Here is a 14,959-nt window from a genome sequence, read left to right as displayed (position 1 = left end):
ATTTTTGTAGGGTGTTCCATATGAAACACCCTAAATTATAAGCGTAAATTAAAGTTTGATAAAAGTAACAATAACCAGAAATAACTGGAATTTGTTAAAAAAATTATTTACCCAGGTAGGCTATTACCTCGATCTCCACTCTTACATCCAATGGAAGTCTTGCCACTTCTACACATGCCCTTGCCGGTTTATTCTCTGAAAAATACTCTGAGTACACCTCATTGATCGCTCCAAACTCATTCATATCCTTTATGAATACCCCTGCTTTAACAACATCATTTAATGAAGCCCCTGCTTCCTCTAATATTGCCTTAACATTTTCCAACGACTGTCTTGTCTGCTCCTTGATGTCTTCAGATACAAGCTTCATTGTCGATGGTACATATGGAATCTGCCCTGAAACAAATAACATATCCCCCGCTCTCATTGCCTGGGAGTATGGTCCCACTGCTGCTGGTGCATTCTCAGTAAATATTGCTTTTTTCATCTTTTCTCTCCTCTGTCTATCCTTATTTTTTATAGGCTGTATTTTTTAATGGGAGTTCTGTTCTGAACTCTCCGTCAAATCTATAGTAAGCTCCCTGTACTGCCGGTGCTGTTGGAATAACAACTATCTCTCCCACACCCTTGGCTCCATATGCAAGGTCTTCTGTATTTTTCTCTACTATTACAGGCTTTATCTCAGGTACCTGAGTAGCTCTCAGAAGTCCTAATGTTCCAAACTTCACCTGTGGCATACCGTTTTCAAAGGGCATTACCTCTGTAAGGGCATATCCTAGTCCCATTACAACTCCTCCCTCTATCTGTCCCTCTACAGATTTTGGATTTATTGCTCTTCCCACATCGTGAGCTGCCACTACCTTCTCCAGTTTCCCCTTTTCATCCAGGACCACAAGCTGTGTTGCATACCCGTAGGCTATATGACTCTTTGGATTTTCCTTCTCAGATCCCATTTTGTCAGTAACACCTGAGTACTCCCCGGTGTAGTCAAAGCCATTTAACTGAGGCAGGCTCCTTCCTTCCAGGGCTCTTTTCAGTTCAAGGGATGCCACCCTTACTGCCTCTCCTGTAAATACTGTCTGCCTTGATGCCGTTGTTGTTCCTGTATTTGGAGTTACATGGGTATCTGGTGCCTCTACAACCACATCCACAGGATCTATTCCTGTCGTCTGACACAGCACCTGTAGGTTTACTGTCCCAACTCCCTGGCCTATGCACGCTGCTGATGTTCTTAGATGTACCTTCCCGTCGATCACAGTAAGTCTGCACTTACCTATGTCCGGAAGTCCCACCCCTATTCCTGCATTTTTAAATGCACAGGATATTCCTGCATACCTATTATTTTCAAACTCCTCCTTAACTGCTTCAAGGGTTTCCACAAGTCCTGTTCCCTCATCTGCTACCTGACCGTTTGGCAGTACCTCTCCCGGCCTGATTGCATTCCTGTGCCTTATCTCCCAGGCACTTATACCAACCATCTCCGCCAGTTGGTTTATATTTGATTCAGTGGCAAAGGCTGACTGGGTAACACCAAAACCTCTAAAGGCTCCTCCTGGTGAGTTATTTGTGTAGTAGGCCTTTCCGTCTACCTGAATGTTGTGATAGTTGTATGGCCCTGCTGCGTGGGTACAGGCCCTCTGAAGTACAGGTCCTCCAAGGGATGAATAAGCTCCAGTATCTGATAGCAGGGTAGCTTTCATTGCTGTAAGCTTACCGTCTTCATCGCAGGCTGTGGTCATCTCTATCTCCATTGCATGCCTCTTGGTACTCACATAGATACTCTCCTGCCTGGAAAGGGTTACCTGTACAGGTTTTTTCAGGACATATGCCAGCAGTCCGGCGTGGTGCTGTACCGACATATCCTCCTTTCCTCCAAATCCCCCCCCTACAAGAGCTGAGCTTACCCTTACCTTCTCAGGCTCAAGACCAAGGAGCCTGCTTACTTCCCTTTGTTCATCGTATACCGACTGAGAAGAGGTGTAAAGCTGGACTCCATCTTCAGTTGGTACAGCAGTGGCACTTTCCGGCTCTAAGTAGGCATGCTCCGTTGCCGGAGTTCTGTAGGTGTTTGTTACTACATACTTAGACTCAGCTATAGCCCTGTCCACATCTCCCCTTTCAAGGGTCTGGTGGAAGAGCAGGTTTCCCTTTTCATGGATCTTTGGTGCTCCCTCTGCCATTGCTTCCTTCACTGTAAGTATAGGTATCAGCTCCTCATACTCTACCTTAACTAATTTCTTAGCTGCCTCTAATACTTCCTTATCCTTAGCTGCTACAAGAGCCACTGCATCTCCCCTGTACCTTGTAACTCCACCTACAGGAATCAGTGTATCCCAGTCTGAGATAAAGGACAGGTGCCCGATATTGTTTAACCCCGGGATATCTTCAGCTGTTAGTACTCCCAGTACTCCCTCAAGGGCTTCTGCTTCCTTTGTATCTATAGAAACTACTCTTGCTCTCGGGTAAGCTGATCTCACAGCTCCTCCATAGTACATCCCCTCTATCTTAATATCTTCAGCGTACTTTCCCTCTCCAATGGCTTTCTCCGGTCCGTCCACTCTGTGTACATGGGCTCCTACCATTCCCTTGCACTCCCTCTTTGGGATCTCTCTTTCCCTTCTCAGGATTTCAGCAGACATCATAATGGCTTCCTCTATCTTCACATAACCTGTACACCTGCAGATATTTCCCACAAGTGCTTTCTTTACCTCCTCCTTGGTAAGTTCCAGGGTTTTCAGAAAAAGCCCCTTAGCACTCATAACCATCCCCGGAATACAGAACCCGCACTGAACTGCTCCAGTTTCAGTAAAGGCATATGCAAATACATCTCTCTCCCTTTCAGAAAGCCCTTCCAGGGTTGTTACCTTCTTTCCATCCACCTTATCTGTCTTAAGGACACAGGCCTTAACAGCCCTTCCGTCTACAAGGACCATACATGTCCCGCATGCCCCCTCTCTGCATCCGTTCTTTGCAGAGGTAAGATCCAGATCATCCCTCAGGTATTCCAGCAGATTCTTGCTTTTATCAGCTTCTACGATACTTCCGTTTATCTCTATCCTATACATTTTAGCCCCCTTTTATCTGTTTAAAGACAGGTTTTCTCTTAAGGAACCTTCCCCGTCCCCTTTGACCCGTGAAGACTCCCTCTTCTACGATTACCTCTCCCCTGGAGATGGTCATTACAGGATATCCTTTGACCTTCATCCCTTCATAGGGAGTGTAATCTACATTTTCATGGAGGTTTTTGTGACTTATAGTTACCTCTCTTTCAGAATCTATCACCATAAGGTCAGCATCTGCCCCCACAGATATACTCCCCTTTCCCGGATATAATCCAAATAGCTTAGCAGGTGCAGTGCTGACCACATCTACAAACCTGTTGATACCTATCCTGCCCTTCTCTACTCCCTCTGAGTACATGAGAGCTATTCTTGCCTCTACTCCCGGTGCTCCATTGGGACACCTTGTAAAGTCCTTTTCCCCCATCTCCTTTTTGAGCTTAAGATCAAAGGGACAGTGATCTGTGGCTACAGTCTGAATGGTGCCGTCGGCGATCCCCTTCCACAGTCTCTCATTGTTACCTCTCTCCCTCAGGGGAGGACTCATAACATACTTCAGACCGTTACCATCCTCCTCCATATACCTGCTTTCATCCAAGAAGAGGTACTGGGGACAGGTTTCAGCATAGATATTTCTTCCTGCCTTTCTGGCCCTTCTTATTGTATCTAGGCCGTCTCCAGATGAAAGGTGAACCACATAAAGGGGTGCATCCCCTGCTTTCCTTGAGATCTCTATCATCCTCTCTATAGCCTCTACCTCGGTCTTAACAGGCCTTGACTTTGCGTGATAGATAGGCTGAGTCTTCCCCTCAGCCACATATCTGGCTCTCAGCTCATGGATCTCCTCGTGGGTTTCTGCATGAACTGTAGTTATTGCTCCAAGAGACCCCAGCCTCTCCATTACAGCCTTCATCTCATGGTCCTGAAGCTTATAATCATAGGTCATATACCCTTTAAAGGAGGATACTCCATCCTCTACCATAGACCTCATCTCATCAAGTATCCCGTCATTAATATGCTGGATAACTCCGTGAAAACCATAATCTATTACTGCATCTCTTCCGGCATCCTCCATATATTTATCCAGCTGGTGGTGCAGGGAACACCCTCTTGGACCAAAGCCCATGTGATCTACTATAGTAGTGGTCCCCCCTGCTGCTGCTGCCACACTCCCTGTATAAAAGTCATCTGCGGCCACTGCAGTTCCAACGTCTAAATTAAAGTGAGTGTGAACATCTACTCCCCCTGGCATAACATACTTACCCTTAAGGTCTATTACCCTGTCAGCTTCAGACTGAATCTTTCCCCCTACTCTGGAAATAAGCCCCTCCTCTATTAGCAGATCACCGTTAAAGGTTTCCTCAGCTGTAACTATAACCCCGTTTTTCAGTAGTAATCTCATATCTTCACCCCTATCTTGCGATGGTCATTGCTCCCTTAGGACACTTAGATACACATACTCCGCATCCAAAACATGTTTTTTCATCTACCACTGCCACCTTGTTTTCATTGACCTCTATAGCATGATATGGACATAGCTTTTCACAGACGTTGCACCCAACACACTGCTCTGCTGCTACCACAGGTGCACTTGTCACATAGTTTGGTGCCGTTCTTCCTCTGAGATTTTCAATAGCCATCCCCCTGATATCCTCAAGACTCTCATATCCGTGGGCATCCAGCCATGCTTCCGTTTCCTTAACTATTCTTCCAAAGGCCTTAGGCCCCTCAATGATAGCCTGTGTACAGACCTGTACTGCTGTAGCTCCTGCCATTACAAACTCTATTACATCCTCTCCCTTTGTGATTCCTCCAACTGCAAAAACAGGAATGTTAACAGCTGAAGCCAGCTCATAAACAACTCTCATTGCAATAGGCTTAATTGCTGCCCCGGACATCCATCCGTAACCATTTTTAGATCCCATGTGTGGTTTTCCGCTCTCAAGATCGATGGATAGGCATGGTCCCACAGAGTTAATCGCAACAAGTCCGTCTGCACCATTTTCTTCCAGTTTTCTTGCCACCTCAGGAAGATTTTCCACTCCTGGTGACACCTTCATAAATACAGGTTTTTCAGATAACTCCTTTGCTGCTCTAAGGGTATTAAGCATAGGTGTCAGATCTCTTCCAACATAGTGGCTTGAAATCTCATAGGCATCAGCAAACTTATCTACCATAGGAATAAGTTTTCTGATATCCTCCTCTACATATCCCAGTCCAATAATGAGAGGTTCATTTGCTGCCTTACACCTTGCATACTCATTTTCCACCCCGTGTTCTGGAGACTCCTCCGACCAAAGCTCGGTATTTAAGAAGTGCTTCCCCTTAAAGTCGTGCATACATGGCTTTGGAATATCAGCTGCCACAGATGATATCGTCTTTGCTACAACTCCTGCTGCTCCGTTATTTACTGCTGCCACACAAGCTTCAGCGTCCTTTGACGGAGGTCCCGCTGCCACGATTACCGGATTTTCATACTCTAGTCCTGCGAAGTTTACTTTTATATTTGCCATTTTTTCTTTTCCCCCTGAATTTTATAATTTATAATTTCAATTCCTTTACCCTTTACTTTGCTGCTTCTTCTGCTACCTCTTGACTTACCACCTTATGCTTATCGATAGCTCCGAATATTCCCTGTAGGATGAGAGCTATGATTACCCCTGAGATAAGGGATGATTTACCGATGAGTGTCTGGATAGTCGGTGAGAACTTTGCAAACATCGTCGGATTATAAGTGATTCCTATACTGATTGCTATGGATATACCTGCAATAAACTTTGCATGCTGGTCATCTCCGGTCCTGTTTAGAAGACCCATTCCGGAGATGGTTATCATTCCAAATATCACAAGCGTTCCTCCCCCTATTACCGAAGGTGGTATAGAGATTAGACATGAAGCTATCTTTGGAGAAATACTTGTCACCAGAACCATAAGAGATGCCAGCACGAATATGATCTTCTCCGTCTTCTTATTTATAGATACGATAGATGCATTCTGAGTCAGCCCCGCCATAGGTATCGATCCAAAAATAGAAGCTATTGCAGTTCCAAGCCCCATCCCGATACTACTGTTGGCGATCTCTTCTCCGGTAAGAGGTCTTCCGTATGCACCAAAGGTTGTTACCGTTCCACATCCGAGTAAGGAGATTATAGATATAGCATAGGCTATGGTGAAGGTGATGATAGTCCCTGTATCAAACTCCAGTCCGTAAGCCATAGGTTTAGGTATCGCAAACCAGCTCGCTGCACCAATGTTAGAAAAATCAACCATTCCAAGGGGAATAGCCACAATGTATCCCACTATCATTCCTATTACGATGGCAGCGTTTTTTACCATTCCCTTTCCTACCTTGTTTAATATGGCTATTACAAATACCACCAGAAGTCCTACGAATATATTCTTAGGATCCCCGTAGTTTTCAGGCTTTATTCCAGATGCCAGGTTTCTTACAGCAGATGGGTAAAGCCCTATGCCCATACAGATTACAAGCACCCCTGATATAAGCGGAGTGAATATCTTCTTTATCTTATCCACAAAGAATCCCATGAGAATTCCGAATATAGATGCCACCAGAAGGCTTCCAAACAGCACTGGCAGCCCCCTGTCCTTTGCTACTGCCACAGTTAGCCCTAAGAACACATAACTCATTCCCATCATCATAGGAAGACCCGATCCTAGCTTATACTTCCCGAATAATGGTAGTGGAAACAGCTGGATGAAGGTTGCTATAGCCGATACGAAAAGCGCTGCCTGGATAAGTGTTATCCGCTGCTCCATAGATGCCCCTATAGCCCCTGCTATTAGAATGGGTGGTACGATGGTTCCCACAAACATTGCTAACAGATGCTGAAAACTTAGTGGCAATGCCTCTCCTATCGATAACTTACTCTCCTTACTCATTTTAAATTTCCCCCCTAAATATTTTTATTGTGATTTTTAGCTATCCACATTGTTACTCCTTTGCCCTATTCATTCTTTTAACCATTTAACCTCTGCCACATCTTGCTGGCATGCTCTCTTGATTCCTTCATTACCCTTTCTTCATCTATACCTACTAACTTTCTATCCTTCATCACTATCTTTCCGTCGATTATAGTTGTGTTGACGCTTCTACCCATAAGTCCAAATAGGATGTGTCCATTGTAGTTTGTCTCATCCATAGGTGTAAGAGGATCATAATCAGCCACTATAATATCCGCTACAGCTCCCTCCTTCAGTACTCCTATATTCCCCTCAAAGTACTTGGCAACTATCCTTCTGTTATTTTCAAATACCATCTGCGGTGTTTCTCCCCACGCCACAGCCGGATCCTTCTTTACATGTTTATGGATTATATTTGCCACCTTCATAGATTCAAACATGTCGCTTGTATAACCGTCTGTTCCAAGTCCTACATTTATTCCCTTAGAAATCAGTTCAAGTGCCGGCGAACATCCCACGGCATTTCCCATATTTGATTCCGGATTATGAACCACCTGTGTCCCGTTTCTCTTAAGGATTCCCATCTCTACTTCATCCACATGGATACAGTGAACTGCTATACTCTTCTCTCCTAAGAGTCCATACTCATCCAGTCTCTCTACAACTCTCTTGCTGTATTTCTCCTGGGAGTCATAAAGATCGTCTATAGCCTCAGCTGTATGAATGTGATATCCTGCATCCAGTCCCTCCATAGCCTTTACACACTTGTCCAAAGATTCACTTGATAGGGTAAAGGAAGCGTGCATTCCAAACATCCCCTTTATCATATTCTGATCCCCGGTGTTGTAATGCCTTATAAAATCTGTATTCTCCTTAATCCCCTCTTCTAAGATCTCTATTCCGTCTCTGTCGGATACCTCATAGCATAGACAGGTTCTTATCCCTATCTCCTTTGCTGCCTCTGCTATTGTAAAGAGACTGTCCTTAGCTGCCATTGGGCTTGCATGGTGATCAAACACAGTTGTAACCCCGTTTTTAACTGAGTCTATATATGTAGTAAGTGCACTGTATTTCACATCCTCCAACTCCAGGTTCTTATCCACCTTCCACCACATATTCTCCAGTATGTCCACAAAGTTTTTAGGGGCAGGCCCTGTTGAGGTCATCCCCCTTGCAAATGCACTGTATATATGGTGGTGGGTATTTATCATTCCGGGCATAATGAGCTGTCCCCTGGCATCTATAAACTCATCTTCTGGATACTTCTTCCTTATACTCTCTGTTTCCCCCACTTCTATAACCTTATTCCCCTCTACAACTACTGCACCGTTATGAAAAAAAGGATTTAATTCATCGTGGGTAATTAATCTTCCGTTTCCGATGATAAACATATTTCCCCCCTATCTTCTTTTTACTACTTCTCCTGCCAGTATTTTGTTGTACTGACCCTCCTCTATTACATGGTGGCCATTTATAAATACATTGTCTATTCCCACCGGGAACTGCACAGGGTCTATAAATGTTCCCCTATCCTCTACACTCTCCATGTCTATAATAAGGATATCTGCATAATTTCCCACTTCCAGACTTCCCCTGTTTTTTATTCCTATGGCATCTGCAGCTTTCTTGGTCATCTTATGGATCGCCTGCTCCAGCTCTAATACCTTCATCTCCCTTACATATCTTCCAAGAATCTTAGGAAAGGATCCATATGCCCTGGGATGCGGTTTCCCTTTAGCCATGAGTCCGTCTGTACACACATTGTGCTCAGGTCTTTGCATAAACTTAACTATATGCTCCTCCCTACCATAGAAATCAACCATTCCCACAGCATTTTCCTCATCCCTTAAAAGATCAAAGGTAGCATCTAGCGGCTCCTTTCCCCTGAACCTTCCAAGTTCTTCTAAACTCATCCCTACAACTTCCTGATTATCTTCGCTCTTTACAGAGGTCACAAAGATCTGGTCTATTCCTGCAAAATCCACAAAGTTATCCCAACCAGGGATCCCCCTTGCAATATCTTCCTTCATCCTTCTTCTGTCTTCAGGGTTATTAAGCCTTTTTATAAGCTCATCTGTTCCCCCGTCGTGAGCCCATGGAGGAAGGATTACCCCAAGCATAGTGCTTCCTGCTGCATAGGGATACTGATCAAAAGACACCTCTATTCCCTCCTTTTTAGCCTCTTCCAGGAGCTCTATCACCTCATCTATATACTTCCAGTTCTGCTTTCCACACACCTTAAAGTGTGAGAAGTGCACCTTTACACCAGATTCCTTTCCTATTCTTATTATCTCCCTCATTGAATCTAAGATTGTATCTGCTTCACTTCTCTGATGCACCACAAATACCCCGTTATACTCTGCCACTACTTTACACATCTCTATTACTTCCCTTGTCTCTGAATAGGCACACGGCATATAGATAAGACCTGTGGAGAGGCCGTATGCTCCGGCTTCCATCTCTCTTCTTGTAATATCACACATCTTAGCTATCTGCTCATCTGTAGCCACTTCACCAGCAAGGCCCATAGCTTCCATTCTTATATTTCCATGGGGCACAAGGTAGGTCTCATTTAACCCTACACCCTTTTTAGCCATCATATTCAGGTAGTTCTCTGTAGTTTCATACTTCCAGTCTATCTCGTCTGAGTCGCCGTCCAGCCCGGCCAGATTCTTTCTCCAGGGACTAATAAACTCAACGGGAAGAGGGGCCATGGATATTCCATCCTGACCCAATACTTCCGTTGTTATCCCCTGTCTGATCTTTACCTCATTGTAAGGATTTAAGAGCATTACAAGATCTGAGTGGCTGTGGGTATCAATAAATCCTGGAGCTACTACACGTCCCCTGGCATCTACAGTTTTTATACCTGCCACCTGTAGCTCCCTCCCTATGGCGTCTATCTTTCCGTTCTTTACATAGATATCACCTGTAAAGGATTTTGCCAGAGTACCGTCAACTATATTTCCATTTTTTATCAAGACATCCATTCTATACACCCTCTTATTTTCTATTTTTCTCTCTACTTGTTATAAACTGATTTTAAGATTCCATAGTATCCCTTGGCTCCAAGACAAAGCTGCTCTATCTCTATATGCTCATCTATAGTATGAGCAAGGTTCTCCTTAGATGGTCCAAATCCTATAGTCTGGATTCCAGCTTCCCCTGCATAGTGAGATCCGTTTGTACAGAATGAATACTGAGTGATCTCTGAATTGATTCCTGCCTCTCTAAGCCCCTTATATGCTGCCTGTACAAAGTCATCCTCTTCAGAATACAGCCATCCTGGGAAGAATCTCTCTCCCTCGATAATATTTCCTGTGTAGCACATCTCTCTTCCTATAGCATAGGATACCTTTGCTTTAAGCTCAGGATCTTCAGCCATCATCTCTTTAAGAAGTTCCTCGATTGGTGCAAGTACAGATTCCTTCGACTCTCCCACAAGCAGTCTTCTGTCAAAGGTAGCCTTACAGTACTCAGGCACTACAGATGCTCCCGGATATGGTGATGATTTAATATCTGTGAGGCAAAGAATCCCCTTCCCAAGTTCAGGGTGCTCTGTTGGCACAAGCTTTTCTATTCTCTCGATTACCCTTGCCATCTTAACTACTGAGTTGATTCCCTTGTGTGGGTTAGCTGAGTGAGCTGGTTTTCCAAATACCTCTACTACTATCTCTCCTCTTCCTCTCTGTCCTATCTTTAGGTTCAGCTCAGAGGACTCTCCGATTACAACGTAGTCTGGCTTGATATTCTTAGAGATCTCCCTTGCTGCAATTCCCTCGAAGATCTCTTCGTGTACCACACCTGCCACATAGATATCTCCCTCAAAATCCTTCTTTGTATCCTCTGCAAAGTATGAAGCTGCTGCGATCATAGCAGAAGTCTGCCCCTTCATATCTGAAGCCCCTCTTCCATAGATCTTCCCCTCTACAATCTCTCCTCCAAATGGAGCATACTTCCATACAGAGTCATCTGTTACAGGTACAGTATCGATGTGCCCGTCAAAGAGGATAGCCTTTCCTGGCTTACTTCCCTTGATTCTTCCAATTACGTTACCATATCTGTCGATCTGCACATCATCAAATCCAAACTCATCTAACATAGCCTTCTTTATAGCTTCTACTACCTTCTCCTCCTCACCTGAAACAGATGGGTTTCTAAGTAGCTCCTGACATAATGCGATTAACTTTTCCTCTCTAGCCTGACTTAACATTATCTTCCTCCTGAAATTTAAATTTTTAGGGTTGTTTATTCTCAGGGAAAGCCCTGAGAATAAACGGGGTATTATATCTAAAATTAGTTGTTCGATTTTTTATATTGCCTATTTTGTATGAGCTCCCTGCCACACTATCTTCTTATAGATATCAGGGTCTGTATCTCCCTCTGTTGAGAATAGAAGTACTCTTGAGTTCTCATCCAGCTTCAAGTCCTCCTTCAGCTGAGCATACTCAGGGTTTGTCATTATCTCAAAGAGAAGTCCTGTAGTTACTGCTCCAGACTCACCGGAAACTACGTGGTCATCATCTTTTAGGGGATTTCCAAGGATTCTCATTCCGTTAGCTGCCACCCAGTCCGGGCACGATACAAAGGCTGCTGAGTGGTTCTTTAGTACCTCCCATCCAATTGTATTTGGTTCACCGCAGGCAAGTCCTGCCATGATAGTCTGCATATCTCCCCCTACAAACTCCATATCTCCATTCCCCAGTTTAGCTGATTTATAGAGACAGTCTGCCAGGTTAGCTTCTACAATTACAGTTGTAGGACACTCCTCTCCATAGATAGATGCGAATACTCCCTGTACTGCTCCTGCAAGAGATCCTACCCCAGCCTGTAGGAAGATGTGAGTAGGTTTCTCTATCTCCTTTGACTTCAGCTGATCTATTGCTTCAAGGGCCATCGTTCCATATCCCTGCATGATCCACGCAGGTATCTCTTCATAACCCTCCCACGCTGTATCCTGAACTACCACACCATTGTTTGCATTAGCATAGTCAGTTGCGATTCTAACTGCATCATCGTAGTTTACATCTGTAATGCTCGCTTCTGCTCCCTCTGCTCTTATGTTTTCAAGTCTTGTAAGGGATGATCCCTTTGGCATATATACCACTGATTTCTGCTTCAGCTTATTGGCTGTCCACGCTACTCCCCTACCGTGGTTTCCGTCTGTTGCTGTGGCAAAGGTAATATCTCCTAATTCCTCTCTTACCTTATCAGATGTAAGCTCCCTATACCCCAGCTCAGATATATCTCTTCCCAGCTTAGATGCCAGATATTTTCCCATTGCAAAGGATCCTCCAAGGACCTTAAAGGCATTTAATCCAAATCTGTAGGATTCATCCTTTAGGTAGACCCCCTTTACACCAATATGATCAGCAAGATTTTCAAGGTCTGCCAGAGGAGTCACTGTATACTGGTCAAAGCTCTCATGGAACTTTCTTGCCTTTCCAACCTCCTCTCTGCTTAAAAATTCGATACACTCCTTAGAATTTCTCTTAGGAATATTATTTTTCGTCCATTTAATATGCTTATCCATGTCACTCTCCTTATAAATTAAATCCATTTTTATGGTCTCCACCTATCTATATAGCAATTTTTATGCCAACTTTAAAATTGATTTTTTTACCACTTTTACTATCTACCCCTTTAATTTAAAGCTATCCATAAGTTTCCGAAAAAGAACTTTAACTTCTTCTTTAAAACATAAATTTAATCCATCAACTTTTTTTATCAAAATGATAAATTTTATTATCAATTTGATAACCCTTATTTTTCACAGGCCCTATTAAAAATTTCACATAAAACAAGAGAAACTTTTAACTTTTTTATCATTTTGATAATCAACTATTTAAATCCATGGAATCTATAAAATTTTTATTATTTTTTAAGTAGAAGCATTGTAATTTTTTTCCACAACAGCCAGATAAAACCATTGATATTTCATTCTTTTGTATTTTAATGTCTTCTAAAATAATAAAAAGGTGGCTGACGCAACAATCCTGATACCTCCTTGGAAGACTCATCATTTCACCTAGTTTTTTTATAAATTCTAGATTCCCCTAATATAAAAAGGAGCGTAACGCTCCCACTCTTTAAGCTCATGTAAGAATTTTTATAATGGAATCGGTCTAAAATTCTATACTTTCATAGATAATAAAAAACGGGCAGAGGTGCCCGTTTTCTAATCTATCCTGTATTTTTCTATCTTTCTGTATAGTGTGGCTATTCCAATCCCCAGCATCTTTGCCGCCTCGTTTTTCCCTTTAGTATCACGGCCACAGAGATTTAGTGCATCTATTATAAGCCTCTCCTCTACCTGGGCTATAGTCTGAATACCTTCCCTGCTTTCTAAGTTACCTCTGCATTCCCTGCTTTCTTCATTTAGTATATTGTCTGGAAGCATCTCCTTTGTTATTACTCCCCTTTCATCTGAAAGGTTTATCATAAACTCCACAGTATTCTCCAGCTCCCTTACATTTCCAGGCCATGAGTAGTTTAAGAGAAGACCCTTAGCCTCTTCATCTACTGTATGAACATATTTATTTAGAGCTTCATTATACTTGTCTATGAGCTTATCCATTATAAGAAGGATATCTCCCTCCCTCTCCTTTAGCCCTGGAATCTCTATAGGTATTACATTAAGCCTGTAGTAGAGATCCTCTCTGAATTTTTTCTTATCTATCCTCTCCTTGAGGTCAATATTGGTTGCTGCTATCACCCTTATATCAAGATCCATAAGCTTATTAGAACCGATCCTTACAAGCTTTCTCTCCTGGAGAACCCTCAGTAGCTTCACCTGAAGGTAGAGGGGCATATCTCCTATCTCATCTAGAAATATAACCCCTCCATTGGCCAGCTCAAACTTTCCCATCCTACCATTGGGGTTAGCTCCGGAGAAGGCTCCCTTTACATATCCAAAGAGCTCACTTTCTAAAAGGGCATCTGGTATGGCAGCACAGTTTATGGCTATAAAGGGTTTATCCCGTCTGTCTGAATGAGCATGAATAGCTCTTGCCACCAGCTCCTTACCAGTCCCGCTTTCCCCGGTAATAAGCACGGTGGACTTTGTAGGAGCCACCTTTTTGATCTTGGTCTTAAGCCTTTCCATGGGATAGGAATCCCCTATTATGCTCTCTATATTTATAGCTCTTTCAGAGGATATCTGCTGATACTCTGCATTCAGCTTCTTTATACTGTCAAATATAAATGCCCTGTAGGATTCCTTGGCTATAGAGGATATCGCTAGAAGCTTTCCTGCAAGAAGGTACTCCTTCTTGTCTATAACAACCTCATATATCTCCTTACCATAGATGTGCTCCTCCTTAGTTTTTAAAGAGATCTCATAGTTCAGATAATCCGGTGAAAGTTTCAGCTCCTTCATAGCTGAATTATTTATACTTATAATTTTGTCTTCAACATTTACTACTATAACTCCCTTATCCATACTGTTTAATATCTGGTTAAGTATATCTTTTCTTTCCTTGCTTATTACGTTTTCATCATACTCATAAAGTTTTATTGCTATAAATTCACTGATCTGCTTTACAAACTTCAGGTGGGAATCTAAGTTTTCCAGAACTTTTCTCCTCTGGGAGTCCGTTGCACAAACCAGACCTATTACTCCCACTATCTCCCCCCTGTAGAATATCGGAGTGGATATTTCAAGCTTTTCCAAACATCTCCCCTTATCTGCGCACCCCATACATAGAGCATCCTTCCCTGGTTCCTTTATAATATGAGAATCTCCTGTAGCCAGCACATCTCTGTATACACTTCCCTTAGCCGGTACCCCCACAGCCTTTTTATATATCCCTGTCCCGGCTATCCTGGTCATCTTGCTGTCAACTATCTCTACCTCTACCTTCATAACAGAGGATATTACCTCTGCATACTTCCTTACATGCCCCCTGACCCTGTTAAGAGTCGTTTCATTGATATCTATCTCCATATATCGACCACCTGTTTATTCATTTTTATAGCTT

Annotated in this window: 10 protein-coding genes; all 10 read right to left on the bottom strand. The window is 43.1% G+C overall.

Features of this window, described 5'->3' with window-relative positions:
• Nucleotides 1-103: 103 nt before the first annotated feature.
• Nucleotides 104-487 carry a RidA family protein gene (locus QMG11_RS00805; RefSeq protein ID WP_281832447.1) on the bottom strand — a complete coding sequence of 128 codons (384 nt, stop codon included), beginning with the start codon at nucleotides 485-487 and terminating at the stop codon, nucleotides 104-106.
• Nucleotides 488-509: 22 nt separating this feature from the next.
• Complete coding sequence (xdh, locus tag QMG11_RS00800) at nucleotides 510-3,065, bottom strand: selenium-dependent xanthine dehydrogenase (protein ID WP_281832445.1); 2,556 nt, start codon at nucleotides 3,063-3,065, stop codon at nucleotides 510-512.
• Between the two features lies 1 nt (nucleotide 3,066).
• Nucleotides 3,067-4,461 (bottom strand): dihydropyrimidinase, encoded by a 1,395-nt coding sequence (gene hydA, locus QMG11_RS00795; protein WP_281832443.1) that lies wholly within the window; start codon nucleotides 4,459-4,461, stop codon nucleotides 3,067-3,069.
• Between the two features lie 10 nt (nucleotides 4,462-4,471).
• The gene (locus QMG11_RS00790) at nucleotides 4,472-5,572 is read right to left on the bottom strand and encodes a 4Fe-4S binding protein (RefSeq protein ID WP_281832441.1); all 1,101 of its coding nucleotides are present in this window, start codon (nucleotides 5,570-5,572) and stop codon (nucleotides 4,472-4,474) included.
• A gap of 52 nt (nucleotides 5,573-5,624) precedes the next feature.
• Nucleotides 5,625-6,959 carry a uracil-xanthine permease family protein gene (locus tag QMG11_RS00785; protein ID WP_281832439.1) on the bottom strand — a complete coding sequence of 445 codons (1,335 nt, stop codon included), beginning with the start codon at nucleotides 6,957-6,959 and terminating at the stop codon, nucleotides 5,625-5,627.
• 77 nt (nucleotides 6,960-7,036) lie between these two features.
• Nucleotides 7,037-8,371 carry a putative aminohydrolase SsnA gene (ssnA, locus tag QMG11_RS00780; protein ID WP_281832437.1) on the bottom strand — a complete coding sequence of 445 codons (1,335 nt, stop codon included), beginning with the start codon at nucleotides 8,369-8,371 and terminating at the stop codon, nucleotides 7,037-7,039.
• Between the two features lie 9 nt (nucleotides 8,372-8,380).
• Complete coding sequence (locus QMG11_RS00775) at nucleotides 8,381-9,970, bottom strand: N-acyl-D-amino-acid deacylase family protein (RefSeq protein WP_281832435.1); 1,590 nt, start codon at nucleotides 9,968-9,970, stop codon at nucleotides 8,381-8,383.
• A 32-nt stretch (nucleotides 9,971-10,002) separates the two neighbouring features.
• On the bottom strand, nucleotides 10,003-11,193 hold the full coding sequence (locus QMG11_RS00770; RefSeq protein ID WP_281832434.1) for a YgeY family selenium metabolism-linked hydrolase: 1,191 nt from the start codon (nucleotides 11,191-11,193) through the stop codon (nucleotides 10,003-10,005).
• Between the two features lie 108 nt (nucleotides 11,194-11,301).
• Nucleotides 11,302-12,540, bottom strand: a complete 1,239-nt coding sequence (gene dpaL / locus QMG11_RS00765; protein ID WP_281832431.1) for a diaminopropionate ammonia-lyase — start codon at nucleotides 12,538-12,540, stop codon at nucleotides 11,302-11,304.
• A gap of 618 nt (nucleotides 12,541-13,158) precedes the next feature.
• Nucleotides 13,159-14,925: a sigma-54 interaction domain-containing protein gene (locus QMG11_RS00760; protein ID WP_281832430.1), complete on the bottom strand. Its 1,767-nt coding sequence runs from the start codon at nucleotides 14,923-14,925 to the stop codon at nucleotides 13,159-13,161.
• Nucleotides 14,926-14,959 lie beyond the last annotated feature (34 nt).

The sequence above is a fragment of the Propionigenium maris DSM 9537 genome (assembly GCF_027925155.1).
GTDB classification, from domain to species: domain Bacteria; phylum Fusobacteriota; class Fusobacteriia; order Fusobacteriales; family Fusobacteriaceae; genus Propionigenium; species Propionigenium maris.
This window is presented reverse-complemented; position numbering and strand designations above follow the sequence as displayed.